Raw genomic sequence first — 15,001 nt, forward strand, 5'->3', positions numbered from 1 at the left:
ATCCCAGGAGGTATTCCTTGAGCCTGACTCTAACCGGTGAACTGTTTATAAACGGCCTTTGGGCTGAAGGCCATGGTGACGAGCTGGAGTCGTTGCACCCGGTTACGGGCGACACCGTCTGGCAGGGCAGCGGTGGCGGAATGGATGATGTGGACGCAGCCGTTACCGAAGCGCGGCAGGCCTTTTCTGTCTGGCGCCGGCAATCGGCTGGCGAGCGTGAGGCGATCGTCCGCCGCTTTGGTGAACTGCTGGAAGAACACCGTGAGGAACTGGCCGATCAGATCGGCCGGGAGACTGGCAAACCCCTGTGGGAGTCCCGCACGGAAGTCTCTGCCATGATAGGCAAGATCGACATCTCCGTCCGTGCCCGGGACGAGCGCGCCGGCTTCCGCGAGAGCGACGTGCCCGGTGGCCGTGCGGTACTGCGCCATAAGCCCCACGGCGTGGTTGTGGTATTTGGCCCCTATAACTTTCCGGGGCATCTGCCCAATGGTCACATTGTGCCGGCGTTGCTGGCAGGCAATACGGTGGTCTTCAAGCCCAGTGAACTGGCGCCGGGCGTGGCGGAACTGACAGTGCGGCTCTGGAGTCGGGCTGGTCTGCCGGACGGGGTGCTCAACCTGATTCAGGGCGGGGCCGACACGGGCCGCGCGCTGGCCGGCCACAAGCAGATCGATGGCCTGTTCTTTACCGGCAGTTCCACGGTGGGCCAGCTGCTGCATGAGCAGTTCGGCGGCCAGCCTCACAAGATCCTGGCGCTGGAAATGGGGGGCAACAATCCGCTGATTGTGGACGATGTGAAGGATACCCGGGCGGCGGTTCATCACGCCCTGCAGTCCGCGTTCCTGTCGGCAGGGCAGCGGTGCACCTGTGCCCGGCGGCTGCTGGTGCCGAAGGGCCGCAAGGGCGATGCATTTCTGGAGGAACTGGTGCAGGCGGCCGGAAATATCACCGTCGGCCAGTACGATGCGGACCCGCAGCCGTTTATGGGAGCAGTGATTTCGCCGCAGGCGGCGACCCGCCTGATGGAAACCTGGCAGAAGCTGAGAGCCGCGGGTGGCAAGTCGCTGTTGGACATGACCCATGAGGAAGGTACCGGGTTATTGTCGCCTGGCATTGTGGATCTGACCGGGGTGGAAGCGCCGGATGAAGAATATTTCGGGCCGTTGCTGAGTGTGTACCGGTATAACGATTTCGATGAGGCGCTGGCGCTGGCCAATGACACCCGCTTTGGTCTGGCGGCGGGGATTCTGACCGATCGGCGGGAGCTTTATGACCGCCTGCTGGAAGAGGCCCGTGCCGGCATCGTGAACTGGAACCGGCCTTTGACCGGGGCCAGCAGTGCGGCGCCCTTCGGAGGTGTCGGCGATTCCGGGAACCACCGGCCCAGTGCCTACTACGCAGCTGACTACTGTGCGTGGCCTATGGCTTCATTGGAGTCTGAGAAAATGTCTTTGCCTGAGGAACTGGCGCCTGGGTTGAAGGTTTAAGTGATTGGTCGCGAGCCTGCGGGACTTGGGGGGAGGCAGATCAATCCGGTGAAAGCTTTCGGGACACGCCGTGAATCCATCCATGGAGGCTCTTCAAAAACCTTTAATGCTGATTGCTCCTGCGTCGCATTAAAGGTCCAGGGTTGGCCATCCCTGGCCAGCCCGTGAAACGCTTACGCGTTCCACCCCTGTTTTTGAAGGTCCCGAAAGCTTCCCCCGGATCGCTCTGCCCTACGCGATTGAGTAGCCTGCATAAGTCGAGGGCTCCGCGATTTTAGCCCCTCTCCCTTGAGGGGAGAGGGGTTGGGGTGAGGGTGAAAGCGGTGGGACTTCAGAGTTTCCTGCTCCACCCTCACCCTGGCCCTCTCCCCTCAAGGGAGAGGGAATGTATGCTGCAAGACTGGCGTAGACTCTATCCCACTGGGAGCGAGTGGGAAATTCGCTTGAGCTCGTAGCTTGCTTCCTGATATGCGAGATCATTATGGACACCTACAACCCATCCCCAAACGAGCCCCCCCATCCCGGCATCTGCCGGGAAATGAACCTGGATGGCCTGGTGGGCCCCACCCACAACTACGCGGGTCTGGCCCGGGGCAACCTGGCGTCCGATGCCAATGCCAACCAGGTATCCAATCCGAAAGAGGCGGCGCTGCAGGGGCTGGCCAAGATGAAAGCGCTGGCGGACCGGGGTTTGTTGCAGGGTGTGATGCCACCCCAGGAGCGGCCGCACATGCCGACCCTGCGGCGCCTGGGCTTTGGTGGCACCGATAAGGCGATACTGGCACAGGTCGCGAAGGAGTCGCCCGAGCTGTTGTCGGCGGTGAGTTCGGCGTCGTCCATGTGGACCGCGAATGCCGCCACGGTGTCGCCAGCGGCGGATACGCCGGATCATCGGGTGCATTTTACCGCAGCCAATCTGGGCTCCAGTTTTCACCGGTCCCTGGAGGGGGCGGAAACGTCACGTATCCTGCGGTCGATTTTCAGCGATGATGCCTGGTTCGCCCACCATCCGCCGTTACCGTCGGTGCCCCAGTTTGGTGACGAGGGGGCGGCGAATCACACACGCCTGTGTGGGCAGCATGGCAAGCCCGGAGTGGAGCTGTTTGTCTATGGGCAGATGGCATTCGACAGCCGGGCGGCAAGGCCGCGGCGCTATCCCGCGCGGCAGACGCTGGAGGCGTCACAGGCGGTGGCCCGCCTGCATGGCCTGAAGCCGGCGCGGGTGGCGTTTGCCCAGCAGAATCCGGTGGCCATTGATGCCGGGGTGTTTCACAACGATGTGATTGCGGTGGGCAACGAGAACCTGCTGTTCTACCACGAGGAGGCATTCCTCAATGAGGAGCCCCTGATGGCGGAATTACAGGAAAAACTGGGGGATACGCCCCTCGAGATCATCCGCGTAACCTCCGGTCAGGTGCCGCTGGCCGATGCGGTATCGTCTTATCTGTTCAACAGCCAGCTACTGTCGGTGGATGGTGGCATGTTGCTGGTAGTGCCGGCGGAATGCCGGGAGGTGCCGTCAGTGAGCCGGTATCTGGATGAGGTATTGGCGGCTGACAACGCCATTGCCAGCATTGAAACCTTTGACCTGCGCCAGTCCATGCGCAATGGCGGCGGCCCGGCCTGTCTGCGGTTGCGGGTGGCGCTGACCGAAGATGCCCTGGCGGCCATGAATCAGGGCGTGCTGCTCACCGACGAGCTTTACGAGCGTCTGGTGGCCTGGGTGCAGGGGCACTATCGCGAGGAGCTTTCCGTTGCGGACCTGGCGGATCCGGCCTTACTGCAGGAGAGCCGGCATGCGCTGGATGAGTTGACCGGGATTCTGGGGCTGGGGACGATTTACGATTTTCAGCACGGGGTGTAGCAATGCTGATCAGGGCTTTCTCCTGACCATCAGCCCAACACGATGCCCCACAGGAACCCTGGGGTTGGGAAAGACAATCGCTTCGGGCTCGGGGCCGACGCGGTACCCGGTGGTGTCGTCTTCCCAGATCAGCGAGCCTGGCGGATACTCGGTAAAGTTGGCCACATCGTCGGCGATATGGAACCGGAAGTGGTCGCCGGTATTCAGGATTTCATGGACTACCTCAAAGATCTCCGGCGGCTGGTCGCCCGTTACCCGGGGCGCTGGCTCGTTGCGGATTACCCTGGTCAGGGCTGACTCCAGGCCTGCGATCCGGCTCAGGTCGTTCTGACCAAAGGGGTGCACCTTGCCCAGCTCCAGGGTGAAGCTTTCCGCATCGAGTTGCTCCGCAGTGAAAGATGAGAAGGTGGTGCCATGCCCGTGTTGTAGCAGCAGGGTGCCAATGCCCGCCTCTGTCAGGAAGGCCAGTTCCGGGTCCGGTGGCTGGCGATCCTCCACGAAGGGGTACAGGGCAAACTTCTCCCGCCGGGATGGCCGGATGGCGGTGTGCAGGTCGTAGTGCCGCAGCGGCCCCTGGTGCTGTTTGCGAAAGGCGCGGCAGACGGCCTCCAGTTGTGCGGCGCGCCGGGTTTCGTAGCAGTCCGGATACGCTTGCCAGGCGCCACAGAACAGCCGGTTCAGGTTGTGGTCCGTGAAACGCTCTGCCGCGATTATGGCGGGCGGGTTGCCCAGTATCAGCAGCAATGGAATGGCGGGCTGGAGGCGGCCGTTCACTATGTCGTCAACCAGGTCATTCAGCAGTTCTATGGGAGCGGTTTCGTTACCGTGGATGCCGGCGGACAGAATCAGTGCCGGCGCGTCGGTCGCATCATGGTCAGGCTGGTAGTGCAGCAAGCCAGTGTCCAGTCGCTGCAGCTGGCCGCCCGCTGCCAGGGCCAACGGGAGTTCAGGGCAGGACTGCCCGCCAAGGGTCAGGGTATGGGCAAGCCAGTCCCCGTGGCCGTCGAACAGTGTCTGCGCCGGGAGCACTGGTCAGCCTCCGGCCGGCTGCTGGTGCCTGAGCAGGTGGTTCTCCAGCTTGCGGAAGGCGAATACCAGCAGGAAGGTGAGGGCCATGTAGATCAGTGCCACGCCGATGAACGCCTCGAAGGGGGCGTAATGCCGGGAGTAGATGTTCCGCGCGGCACCGGTCAGATCCACAATGGTCACCACGCTGGCAATGGCGCTGGCGTGGAGCATGAAGATCACCTCGTTGGCGTAGGCCTGCACGGCGCGGCGGGCCGCGCTGGGCAGCACGATCCGGCGCAGGCGCAGGAACCAGCTCATGCCATAGGCCTTGGCGGCTTCAATTTCTCCCTGGGGGGTGGCCGCAATGGCGCCCCGGAAGATTTCCGTGGTGTAGGCGGCGGTGTTCAGGGTGAACGCCAGCAGGGCCGGGTAGAAGGGCTCCCGGAAGATGTTCCACCAGAAGGTATCCTGGATACCGGGCACCTGCGCGATGCCGTAGTAGATGATGTACAGCTGGATCAGCAGTGGGGTGCCCCGGAACAGGTAGGTATAGAGCCATATCGGTTTGTTGATCCACCAGTGTGGGCTGTTGCGGAGAATGGCCAGGGGGATAGCGACAACCAGGCCGATAATCAGAGACAGGAAGACCAGTTGGACCGTATTGACCAGCCCCTGCCAGTAGTCCAGAAACGTCATGGCATTGAAGACGTCGTTGCCTTCGAGCCAGGCGGTGATGAACTCCGGCATATCAGCCTTCCCCCTGGACCACACCGACGTTGGCACGTCGGTCCAGCCATTTGATGAACAGTTCCGACACGGCAGTCAGGGCCAGGTACACGGCGGCCACTGGAATAAAGAACAGAAACGGCGACCGTTCCGCCTTGGCGGCTTCCTCCGCCACCCGCACCATGTCGGTCAGCCCAATAATGGACACCAGCGCCGTGGTTTTCAGCAGCACCTGCCAGTTGTTGCCAATACCGGGCAGTGCGTGGCGCATCATTTGCGGCACCATCACACGGCGAAAGGTATGCCATTTGGTGAAGCCATAGGCCCGGGCGGCCTCGATCTGTCCGGTCTCCACCGCCAGGAAGGCACCGCGAAAGGTTTCCGCCATATAGGCACCGAAGATCAGGCCGATGGTCAGCACACCGGAAATGAACGGGTCGAACTGAACAAACCAGTCAATGCTGTAATTCTCATAAAGCCAGTCGGAAATCCGGTTGACCAGGACCTGGCCGCCGTAATACAGCAGCATCATCATCACCAGGTCGGGCACACCGCGCACCACCGTGGTGTAGGTGCTGGCCAGGCCGCGGGCGAAGCGATTGCGGGAGAGTTTGGCAGAGGCGCTCAGCAGGCCCAGGACCAGGGCCAGCAACAGGGACAGCAGCGCCAGTTCAATGGTAACCACGGCGCCTTCGGCAAGTCTGGGGCCGTAACCTTTGAGATCAATCATCGGGCAATCCGGTGGGGGGCGACCTGCGGTGTTCCGTTGCAGGCCGCCCGGCGAGGACCCTCAGGTCACATCTTGATGTCGTAGGCGAAGTACTTGTCCATGATGTCGTCGTAGGTGCCGTCTTCCTTGAGAGTCGCCAGCGCCTCATTGACCATTTCGGCCAGCTCCTTGTCACGCTTGCGCATGGCAACGCCCACGCCCTGGCCCAGCTTGACCGGCTCACCCACTTCCTTGAAGCCGTCCTTGCTCAGGATAGTCTGCTCACCCACCGGGTAGTCCACGAACACCACGTCCAGACGCTGGCCTTCCAGGTCCAGTACCATGTCATCCGCGGTGGTATAGCGCTTGATGGTCACCACGCCACCGAGGTTGTCGGTTACGTATGTGTCCATGGTGGTGCCACGCTGCACACCCACGGTCTTGCCGTCCATTGCGTCCATGTCGGTGACGTCGGTGTCGAAGTCCTCACGGGCGAACCAGCCACCGGGGGTGTTGTAGTAGGGCTCGGAGAACAGTACCCGTTCGGCGCGCTCCGGGGTGATGGACATGGAGGACATGATGGCGTCGAACTTGCGCGCCTGCAGACCCGGAATCATGCCGTCCCAGGCCTGGATGACAAACTCACAGTTGGCGCCGAGTTCCTCGCACATGGCTTCGGCAAGTTCCACCTCGAAGCCGGTCAGGTTGCCGTCGTCGTCACGGTATTCGAAGGGCTCGTAGGGTACGTCGAAAGCAATGCGAATGTCTTTCCAGTCCTTGGCCTGTACGGTTCCGGCCATCATGGCCAGGGCGCATCCCGCTGCAACAATCAGTTTTTTCATCGGTTTTTCTCCAGTGTGTTGCGATTTCCAGGTTGTCGGGGCAGTTCCCGGGTTTCAGAACCGGGGCGCAAGAAATTGCCGTATGCGCTCCGACTCCGGGTTGTCGAAGACTTTTTCAGGGGACCCCTGTTCTTCGATCACACCCTGATGCAAAAACAGGACCTGGGACGACACGTCCCGGGCGAAAGACATTTCATGGGTAACCACGATCATGGTCCGCCCTTCCTCGGCCAGGCCCTGCATGACTTTGAGTACCTCGCCTACCAGTTCAGGATCGAGGGCAGACGTCGGTTCGTCAAACAGCATCACATCCGGCTCCATCGCCAGGGCGCGGGCAATGGCCGCCCGCTGCTGCTGCCCGCCGGACATCTGGGCCGGATAGTAGTCCTTGCGTTCATGAATGCCCACCTTGTGAAGATAGGCTTCCGCCCGCTCGATTGCCTCCTTTTTGGGCACTTTCAGTACGTGCACGGGGGCCTCGATAACATTTTCCAGCACGGTCATATGGGACCACAGGTTGAAGCTCTGGAACACCATGGAAAGGCGTGCCCGTATCAGTTCAACCTGCTTGTTGTCGGCGGGAATCCGTTCACCCTTGCGGTCCGTTTTGAAGCGGATAGGATCGCCATGCACGATAATGTCGCCGGAAGTCGGTGTTTCCAGCAAGTTGACGCAGCGCAGGAAGGTACTCTTGCCGGACCCGGAGCTGCCGATCAGCGACACCACATCGCCCTTGCGGGTTTCCAGGGAGATACCCTTGAGCACCTCGTTCTGGTCGAAGGTCTTGTGGATGTCCCTGCAGATCAGGGGGGCGTCGTCCGCCATGGCCATGCTCCGGCTGTTTGTGACTGTTCGGTGATGCCTGAAAAATACACGAATTGACCGGCGCCATGAACAGAAAATGCGCGGTTTGTTAATGAAAGGCGCACTTTTTACGGATTGCGGCGATGAAAATCAATAGCCGCGCAGTGCCAAACGGGACACTGGATCAACCAAAGTCTGGTGGTGATCCCGGGCAGGCTTTCCTATGATGGTGGCTGGTGATGTACTGACGGATAGCAGGCCAAAAAATGTCAGCAGCAAAACAACAAGATACCTCAGCGACCCCCGCGCCCGGCAAACTGGATGGTCGTGTTGACTTCCCTCCGGTTTATCGCAGCGCGCTGGCGAAAAAATTCCGGCGTTTTCTGAACCCGGACTCCGTGATCAGCGATGAAGAGACGATCCGCCCCTATGAGTGCGATGGCCTCTCCATGTACTGCGAAATGCCACAGCTGGTGCTGCTGCCGGAAACTGTTGAGCAGGTGCAACAGATCATGCGTATCTGCCATGCCGACGAGGTGCCGGTGGTGGCCCGCGGGGCGGGGACCGGCCTCAGCGCCGGGGCCATGCCCCATGCTGGCGGGGTGGTGCTGTCACTGGCAAAGTTTGATCGTATTCTGGGTATTGATCCTGGTGCCCGCTCCGCCAGGCTGCAGCCCGGCGTCCGTAACCTGGCCATCACTGAGGCGGCGGCGAAGCATGGTCTCTATTATGGCCCGGACCCATCCTCCCAGATTGCCTGCACCATCGGAGGCAACGTGGCTGAAAATTCCGGTGGTGTGCATTGCCTGAAATATGGCCTGACGGTACACAACCTGCTGAGCGTTGAGGTAGTGACCGCCGAGGGGGACCGGGTGACCATTGGCAGCGACGGCTACGACAGTTGCGGCATGGATCTGCTGGCCCTGATGACCGGGTCTGAGGGGCTGCTGGGTATTGTCACCGAGGTACAGGTGAAGCTGCTGCCCAAACCGGAAGTGGCCCAGGTGGTGATGGCGGGTTTCGACTCGGTGCAGAAGGCCGGTGACGCCGTGGCGGGCATTATCGGACAGGGCATTATCCCGGGCGGGCTGGAAATGATGGACGGCTTTGCCATTCAGGCGGCGGAGGATTTTGCCCGCGCCGGTTACCCCACCGATGCTGCCGCCTTGCTGCTGTGCGAGGTGGACGGCACCCGGGAAGAAGTGCAGGACCATATCCGCCAGGCCGAGGAGCTGTTCCGGACGATGGGTGCCACCTCGGTGCGTACCTCCGGCACCGAGGAAGAGCGGGCCCTGCTGTGGAAGGGGCGTAAATCCGCCTTCCCCGCCGTGGGGCGCATTTCCCCGGACTATTACTGCATGGACGGTACCATTCCCCGCAGCCAGCTGGCCCATGTATTGACCGAGATGGACAGAATGTCGGCCCATTACGGTCTGCGGGTGGCAAACGTGTTCCATGCCGGCGACGGCAATCTGCATCCCCTGATCCTGTTCGATGCCAATGTACCGGGGGAGTTCGAGCGCACCGAGGCCTTCGGCGGCGACATCCTCAACCTCTGCGTGGACGTGGGCGGCAGCATCACCGGCGAGCACGGGGTGGGTATGGAAAAGATCCGCCAGATGCCCAACCAGTTCGGCAACCTGGAGGTCAGCCAGTTCCACGCCATCAAGCAGGCCTTCGACACCCGGGGCATTCTCAACCCGGGCAAGGGTGTGCCCACCCTGCGGCAGTGTCAGGAATACCGGGCGATCGGTCCCCTGCGACAGCCTTCGGCAGCCCCGGATACGGAGGCCAGCCATGGGTGATATCAGTCAGCAACTGGTGGAACAGGTGCGGCAGGCGGCGGAAGCTGATACGCCGTTGGCCATCACCGGCGGTGGCAGCAAGCCTTTCCTGGGCCGTGGTCTTCGGGGGGAGCCCCTGGAACTGGTAGGCCATGCCGGAATTGTCAGCTATGAACCGGTGGAACTGGTGCTGACGGTGCGGGCCGGCACCCGGCTCGATGATATCGACGCGGCCCTGGCGGAACAGGGCCAGCGGCTGGCCTTTGAGCCGCCACGTTTCGGCAGTTCTGACACCATAGGCGGTGCCCTGGCCGCAAACCTCTCGGGGCCGGGCCGCCCCTGGCAGGGCTCCGTGCGGGACCATGTACTGGGGCTGCGGCTGATCAACGGTCGCGGTGAACACCTCCGGTTCGGTGGTCAGGTGATGAAGAATGTGGCCGGGTACGACGCCTCTCGCCTGCAGGCCGGCGCCCTGGGTACCCTGGGCGCGATTACCGAGATTTCCCTGAAAGTGATGCCACGGCCGGCCATGGAGCAAACCCTGATTCAGCCCATGGATCATCAGCACGCACTCGCCCTGATGAACCGTCTGGCCGGCCAGTCCAAACCGCTGTCGGCTGCGTGCTGGTACCAGGGGCAGTTGTACCTGCGTCTGTCCGGTTCCCGGCCGGCGGTGGAAGCGACCTCGGAGAGCTGGCGGGCAGACTCTGGCGGCGATATGGGTGTGCTGGACGATGGGGACATTTTCTGGCGCCAGCTGCGTGACCAGCGGTTGCCGTTCTTCGACGGTGAGAAGCCGCTATGGCGATTCTCGGTCAACCCGACCGCGACTCTGGAGGACGTGGATGAACACGCCCTGATTGACTGGGGCGGTGCCCAGCGTTGGAGTCGTCAGCAGGAGAACCTGTCGGTGATGGCGGAAAAGGCCGCCCGTGCTGGCGGCCAGGCAGCGCTGTTCCGTCACGGCGATCGCAGTGGCGAGGTGATGCACCCGCAACCGGCACCGTTGCGGACCATCCAGAAACGGCTGAAAGCGTCCTTTGACCCCGAAGGCATCTTCAACCCCCAACATCTGTATACCTGGTTGTAAATATGCAAACCAATCTTGTTCAGGAATTTGCCGCACAACCGGAAGGTCTGGAAGCCGAGGCCATCCTGCGCAGTTGCGTCCATTGCGGCTTCTGTACCGCTACCTGCCCCACCTATCAGGAGCTGGGCGACGAGCGCGATGGGCCCCGCGGGCGCATCTACCTGATGAAGATGTTCCTGGAAGGCCGGGAGACCACTGAAAAAACCCGCGAGCACCTGGACCGGTGCCTGAGCTGCCGTGCCTGTGAAACCACCTGTCCGGCGGATGTCCAGTATGGTCGGCTGCTGGATATCAGCCGGGGCCTGATGGAAGAGCGACTGGAGCGGCCGCGGCAGGAGAGGTGGCTGCGCCAGGCTCTGATCCGGGTGCTGCCCAACCGCCGGTTATTCGCGGCCCTGCTTTACCTGGGGCAGCTGAGCCGGCCTCTGGTGCCTGAACCCTTGCGAAGCAAGATTCCTCTGCGCAAACGCGCCAGCCCCTGGCCGGCCCGTAGTCACCAGCGAAAGGTGCTGGCACTGGCGGGTTGCGTACAGCCCTCGGCAACACCCAACACCAATGCCGCTGCGGCCCGGGTGCTGGACCGTCTGGGCATCACGATGGTGGAAGCGCCCGCTGCGGGCTGTTGCGGTGCGGTGAACTATCATCTCGGGGATCATGACCAGGGCCTGGATTACATGCGCCGCAATATCGACGCCTGGTGGCCCGCTATCGAAAATGGCGCAGAGGCCATCATCATGACGGCGTCGGGCTGCGGCGCCATGGTGCAGGATTACGGGCATCTGCTCAGGGACGACGCCGACTATGCCGACAAGGCCCGTCGGGTCAGTGAGCTGAGCATGGACCTGGGTGCGTTCCTGCTGAAACAGGACCTGGGGGCCCTGGGGCTTTCCGGTCGCAAGGGCCGGGTGGCCTTCCATTGCCCCTGCACGCTGCAGCACGCCATGGGGCAGAGCGGGGTGGTGGAGCAGGTGATGGAAAAAGCCGGTATCAAGCTGGCTGCAACCACTGACGGGCATCTTTGCTGTGGGTCTGCCGGTACCTATTCGGTGTTGCAGCCGGAACTGAGTCAGCGCCTGCTGACCAACAAGCTGCAGGCGCTGACTATTGAAGAGCCAGAGGAAATCGCCACCGCCAACGTGGGTTGTCAGCTGCATCTGGAAAGCCGGTCACCGGTGCCGGTGCGACACTGGATTGAGTTTCTTGATCTGTAGCAATGGAGAGGGCACACAAGATCGTGAGATTGGGTCCAACTTTAGCCAGAGACGAAAGCCTGTGCTACTTTGAAAGTGAGTGTTTAAAAAAGCCAAGAATCAACCATCAAGGAGATCGATCCATGGCTACGCAAAGCCCGGAACTGAAAAGTGCGAACGAAGATTACGAACAGGTCAAGTCGGACCTGAAAGCTCTGCGGGAAGATCTCAGCAAGCTCAGCAAGAGCGTTGCTGACGGGCAGAAAAGCAGTATCAACAGCTTCCGTGATGAAATTCGCCGTGAAAGCCAGGAAGCCATGGATTACGCCCGTGGCGCTGGCGAGAAAGCCGTGAACGAAGCGGAGGAGCGTATTGCCGAGCGTCCGTTCCTCACGGTTATTATCCTGTTCCTGGCGGGACTGGTGGTTGGCAAGTTGCTTGACCGGTAATCATGTTCTCGAAACAGGAAGCTGAAGGGATTGCACGCAAGGCCGTCGCCGCCCTGATCGGGGCCTTGTTGGCGTTTGCCTTGCTGTCGTCCTTGCTTATTGCCGGTCTTGTCCTGCTGCTATGGGCCGCTACGGCAGCTCTGACGCCGTTGGTGGGGCAGGCCGGGGCGCTGGGGATTTCCGGCGCCATCTGTTTTGTCTTGCTGGGCCTGTTCTTCTGGCGGCTGATCAGTGCGCGGGCAATGCCGAAGGAAGAAGGCGGTGCCAAGAGCCCCACAATGAGCGAGCGCCTGGAAAACACCATCCGCGAAAATCCGCTGGAGGCCGCATTAGGCGCCTTTGCCCTGGGGGTTTTCGGTCAGGCCGATCCTCGCTTCCGTGCCATGGTGCTCAGGAGTGGCATGGCCTACATGAAGCAGGCGCAGGCTGATAGCGGTGAAGTCGGACCTGAAGAAGCTGCCAATGATGAGGCAGCAAGTGGGAATCCGGCAGGTGGCGAGCCCTGAGCTGTCAGCTGGACAGCAGGCCGGCGTAGGCGCAATAGAGAAAGGCACCTGATCCGGTCAGGATCATGATCCAGGCGGGGATAACCATATCGCGACGTTTAACCATATTCATACACCTTTCCTTTGTTGTTTTTGATATTCGACAATAACTGCAGCATAGATCAAAAAAACGTGAGTAGGTAGATAATAATCTTTCAACACTGGTCAGGTTTGCAGTCTGTGATCAGCTTCCCTTCAGCCTCGAGCGCATCTTAGGGTAGCCCTGCCGTCAACGGCTTCCCTCATTGCCGATTGTCTGAATGCCCGGATAGAACGAGGAACGGTGCGGATTGTCGTCTTCCGGGAACAGGATCTCATCCACGAAATCGAGCGTTTGCGTCATTACCGCCGGTGTGGCGAGTGCCTGGTCCCTGTGCCCGGCATCCACCACCAGCCTCAGCCTTGCCCGGGGGTGGCCGGTAACGGCATTGACCCGGATGGCCATGCGGGCGGACTGGGCAAAAGGCACCACTCGGTCATTGGTACCGTGTAGCAGCAATATCGGCGGGAATTGATTATGGACCTGCGCCACCGGGCTGGCTTCCCGGGCCACTTTGCTCTGATAGGCCGGGTAACCCATGAGGGCGTCAGCAGCCGGACGTCCCGGTGGCGGCATGGCGGTAATGTCGGACACGCCGGCCCGGGACACCACGCCCTGAATGTCCGATGAATGCTCGCCATATCCCATGTCCGGATCTTCCGCCACGGCATCGCCGTTGGTGGCAGCCAGCATCTGCGCCAGATGGCCACCGGAGGCACTGCCACCCATGGCCACGATACGCCCGGTATCCAGCTCGTACTGATCGGCATTGGCCCGCAGATAGCGGATGGCAGCCTTGGCGTCATGGAGCTGGGCGGGCCACCGGGCCTCGTCAGCCAGGCGGTAGCCCACATCGACCAGTGCATAGCCCTGGTAAATAGCCCAGTAGACCGGTGCGCTGGCGGCGGATTGCCTGCTGCCGGATCGCCAGTCGCCCCCGTGGAAATGGACGATGGTCCGGTAAGGCGGCTCTCCCTCGAACGGATAGACAATATTGAGCTGTTGCCGGGGGCTTTCCTGGCTCAGGGTGTAGGAGATGTCCCGCTCGACCTTCCAGAACTGGTCCAGATCAATGCGCGTATCTGACGCTGCCGGGCTCTGGTTGTCCTCGGGCTGGCGCTGCGCCATGCGTTCGAGGGCCTGGCGGAAATCGGCAAGCAGTTCCGGGGAGGCCTGGCCGGATACCGTCAGGTCGACCGGCGGGATGCTGGTCGCAAGAGCCGTGCCGCCGAACAAACCAGGAAGCATCAGTAAAGTGGTGAGGGTGATCCTGAACGTCAAGTATGGCTCCTGTTTTTATAAACTACCCGGGCGAGACACCAGCCCGTCAGATGCTGTGCTGTTCATTCATGCGGGCTTCCTGATTCAGCTGCTCCAGCTCCCGGTTCAGCTCACGGGACCACCGCTGAAGCTGGTCCCTGAGATGCTCGAAAGTCTGGCCGGACAGGTCCGATAACTGCTGTTGGATACGGGCCAGTTCCTTGCTGACTTCGGCGATAGAATCGGGTTCGTCCTCGTCGAGCGCCTGCTGCTGGCGCTGCAGGTCTTTCCGGGCCTGCTCAAGGGTGCTGCGCTCCTCCTTGCTGGCGGACGGGTTCTGCTCCAGCGCTTCGTCCAGGGACCGAGACAGCTTGTCCATGCGTTGCTTCAGGTTCTCACCGTACTGCTCGATCAGGGCGGACATGTCCTCGCGGGTTTGCTCGGAATAGGCAGACAGCTCATCCACCAGGCGATCGAGTTCCTGACTGGCCCTGTCCGACTCGTCGGCCAGGCGTGAACGAAGCCTCTCGCCCAGCTCCAGGACGCTGCCCATGAGGCCGCCAATCCGGGCGTCGGTGGCAATGTCATCACCGGTCTGGTGATAGTCCACCTGCCACTGTTCGTTGATGCGGACCAGATGGGTGGTGGTCTCCAGATTTTCCCCGTTCAGTTCGGGCAGGTCGCTGAATACGGTCTCTATGCTGGCCTCCTGGTCATCCATCGTTACCCGGCCCCAGCTGACCTCCGCGCCTTCCCAGTTCAGCGTATAAGCGTCGAAGCCGCTCTCGTCAACCAGGGTGGAGAGTTCTGCGGCTTTTTGTGCGTCGCCTTCCATCACTGCGGACCAGAATTCCCGGGTCACTTCCTGGGGTGTTTCCGGGCCACTGCAGCCGCTCAGCAACAGTGACAGCAAAAGCGTGGCCGGGAGAATTCGTAGACAAGTCTTCATGGTGTATCCGATGTGGTGTCGATAATTTTGACGAGGTCAGATGTTAACCCGGAGCCACCCGTATGGAAACGCTTGCAGGAGATTCGAAGGGGGTGCAAACGCTGTGTCGTCAGTGAGGTCATGAATTGGTGTCAACCTGACAGCCCCCCCCGCGTGAAGTTGCTGCTATCTGGCCAGTTAACCTGGACGCCGGTATGGTAATGTTTCAGGCTGGCGTCTGACATTATTCTGGCATCTGAAGCCTTGTCGAG

General features: G+C 61.4%; 14 protein-coding genes. 7 read left to right on the forward strand and 7 right to left on the reverse strand.

Translation table 11 applies throughout. The annotated features are described in order from the left end of the window. The first annotated feature begins 17 nt into the window (after positions 1 to 17). The gene (astD, locus tag IE079_RS14875) at positions 18 to 1,490 is read left to right on the forward strand and encodes a succinylglutamate-semialdehyde dehydrogenase (protein WP_189577580.1); all 1,473 of its coding nucleotides are present in this window, start codon (positions 18 to 20) and stop codon (positions 1,488 to 1,490) included. A 481-nt stretch (positions 1,491 to 1,971) separates the two neighbouring features. Then, positions 1,972 to 3,354: an N-succinylarginine dihydrolase gene (gene astB, locus IE079_RS14880; RefSeq protein WP_189577581.1), complete on the forward strand. Its 1,383-nt coding sequence runs from the start codon at positions 1,972 to 1,974 to the stop codon at positions 3,352 to 3,354. A 9-nt stretch (positions 3,355 to 3,363) separates the two neighbouring features. On the opposite strand, the gene astE is transcribed toward astB, so the two are convergent. The 5 genes from astE to IE079_RS14905 all read right to left on the reverse strand — a co-directional run bounded on the left by astE (position 3,364) and on the right by IE079_RS14905 (position 7,464). Beyond that, on the reverse strand, positions 3,364 to 4,383 hold the full coding sequence (gene astE, locus IE079_RS14885; protein ID WP_189577582.1) for a succinylglutamate desuccinylase: 1,020 nt from the start codon (positions 4,381 to 4,383) through the stop codon (positions 3,364 to 3,366). Positions 4,384 to 4,386: 3 nt separating this feature from the next. After that, complete coding sequence (locus IE079_RS14890; RefSeq protein WP_189577583.1) at positions 4,387 to 5,109, reverse strand: ABC transporter permease; 723 nt, start codon at positions 5,107 to 5,109, stop codon at positions 4,387 to 4,389. A gap of 1 nt (position 5,110) precedes the next feature. After that, positions 5,111 to 5,818 (reverse strand): ABC transporter permease, encoded by a 708-nt coding sequence (locus tag IE079_RS14895; protein WP_189577584.1) that lies wholly within the window; start codon positions 5,816 to 5,818, stop codon positions 5,111 to 5,113. A 65-nt stretch (positions 5,819 to 5,883) separates the two neighbouring features. Continuing rightward, positions 5,884 to 6,639 carry a transporter substrate-binding domain-containing protein gene (locus IE079_RS14900; protein ID WP_189577585.1) on the reverse strand — a complete coding sequence of 252 codons (756 nt, stop codon included), beginning with the start codon at positions 6,637 to 6,639 and terminating at the stop codon, positions 5,884 to 5,886. 54 nt (positions 6,640 to 6,693) lie between these two features. Further along, positions 6,694 to 7,464 carry an ABC transporter ATP-binding protein gene (locus IE079_RS14905; RefSeq protein ID WP_189577586.1) on the reverse strand — a complete coding sequence of 257 codons (771 nt, stop codon included), beginning with the start codon at positions 7,462 to 7,464 and terminating at the stop codon, positions 6,694 to 6,696. A 245-nt stretch (positions 7,465 to 7,709) separates the two neighbouring features. Between IE079_RS14905 and IE079_RS14910 the strand changes: the two genes are divergently transcribed. The 5 genes from IE079_RS14910 (at position 7,710) to IE079_RS14930 (ending at position 12,462) form a co-directional block, all read left to right on the forward strand. Next, positions 7,710 to 9,248, forward strand: a complete 1,539-nt coding sequence (locus IE079_RS14910) for an FAD-linked oxidase C-terminal domain-containing protein (RefSeq protein ID WP_189577587.1) — start codon at positions 7,710 to 7,712, stop codon at positions 9,246 to 9,248. Continuing rightward, complete coding sequence (gene glcE, locus IE079_RS14915; RefSeq protein WP_189577588.1) at positions 9,241 to 10,317, forward strand: glycolate oxidase subunit GlcE; 1,077 nt, start codon at positions 9,241 to 9,243, stop codon at positions 10,315 to 10,317. Before IE079_RS14910 ends, glcE begins: the two co-directional genes overlap by 8 nt. Positions 10,318 to 10,319: 2 nt before the next feature. Then, positions 10,320 to 11,528 (forward strand): glycolate oxidase subunit GlcF, encoded by a 1,209-nt coding sequence (gene glcF / locus IE079_RS14920; RefSeq protein WP_189577589.1) that lies wholly within the window; start codon positions 10,320 to 10,322, stop codon positions 11,526 to 11,528. 122 nt (positions 11,529 to 11,650) lie between these two features. Next, entirely contained in the window at positions 11,651 to 11,956 is a 306-nt protein-coding gene (locus IE079_RS14925; RefSeq protein WP_189577590.1) for an ElaB/YgaM/YqjD family protein, read from the forward strand. Between the two features lie 2 nt (positions 11,957 to 11,958). Beyond that, entirely contained in the window at positions 11,959 to 12,462 is a 504-nt protein-coding gene (locus IE079_RS14930) for a hypothetical protein (RefSeq protein ID WP_189577591.1), read from the forward strand. 268 nt (positions 12,463 to 12,730) lie between these two features. On the opposite strand, the gene IE079_RS14935 is transcribed toward IE079_RS14930, so the two are convergent. Together IE079_RS14935 and IE079_RS14940 are read right to left on the reverse strand one after the other, a co-directional pair. After that, positions 12,731 to 13,822, reverse strand: a complete 1,092-nt coding sequence (locus IE079_RS14935) for an alpha/beta hydrolase (RefSeq protein WP_189577592.1) — start codon at positions 13,820 to 13,822, stop codon at positions 12,731 to 12,733. A gap of 46 nt (positions 13,823 to 13,868) precedes the next feature. Then, positions 13,869 to 14,750 (reverse strand): hypothetical protein, encoded by an 882-nt coding sequence (locus IE079_RS14940; protein ID WP_189577593.1) that lies wholly within the window; start codon positions 14,748 to 14,750, stop codon positions 13,869 to 13,871. Between the last annotated feature and the right edge of the window lie 251 nt (positions 14,751 to 15,001).

The sequence above is a fragment of the Marinobacter zhanjiangensis genome (assembly GCF_014651935.1).
GTDB classification, from domain to species: Bacteria; Pseudomonadota; Gammaproteobacteria; order Pseudomonadales; family Oleiphilaceae; genus Marinobacter; species Marinobacter zhanjiangensis.

Bases quoted from the DNA above. Each gene is read 5' to 3' on its own strand.
- IE079_RS14925 (WP_189577590.1), top strand. From the start codon at position 11,651: ATGGCTACGCAAAGCCCGGAACTGAAAAGTGCGAACGAAGATTACGAA.
- IE079_RS14900 (WP_189577585.1), bottom strand. From the start codon at position 6,639: ATGAAAAAACTGATTGTTGCAGCGGGATGCGCCCTGGCCATGATGGCC.
- IE079_RS14930 (WP_189577591.1), top strand. From the start codon at position 11,959: ATGTTCTCGAAACAGGAAGCTGAAGGGATTGCACGCAAGGCCGTCGCC.
- IE079_RS14890 (WP_189577583.1), bottom strand. From the start codon at position 5,109: ATGCCGGAGTTCATCACCGCCTGGCTCGAAGGCAACGACGTCTTCAAT.
- IE079_RS14940 (WP_189577593.1), bottom strand. From the start codon at position 14,750: ATGAAGACTTGTCTACGAATTCTCCCGGCCACGCTTTTGCTGTCACTG.
- IE079_RS14910 (WP_189577587.1), top strand. From the start codon at position 7,710: ATGTCAGCAGCAAAACAACAAGATACCTCAGCGACCCCCGCGCCCGGC.
- glcE (WP_189577588.1), top strand. From the start codon at position 9,241: ATGGGTGATATCAGTCAGCAACTGGTGGAACAGGTGCGGCAGGCGGCG.
- IE079_RS14895 (WP_189577584.1), bottom strand. From the start codon at position 5,818: ATGATTGATCTCAAAGGTTACGGCCCCAGACTTGCCGAAGGCGCCGTG.
- glcF (WP_189577589.1), top strand. From the start codon at position 10,320: ATGCAAACCAATCTTGTTCAGGAATTTGCCGCACAACCGGAAGGTCTG.
- astB (WP_189577581.1), top strand. From the start codon at position 1,972: ATGGACACCTACAACCCATCCCCAAACGAGCCCCCCCATCCCGGCATC.
- IE079_RS14905 (WP_189577586.1), bottom strand. From the start codon at position 7,464: ATGGCGGACGACGCCCCCCTGATCTGCAGGGACATCCACAAGACCTTC.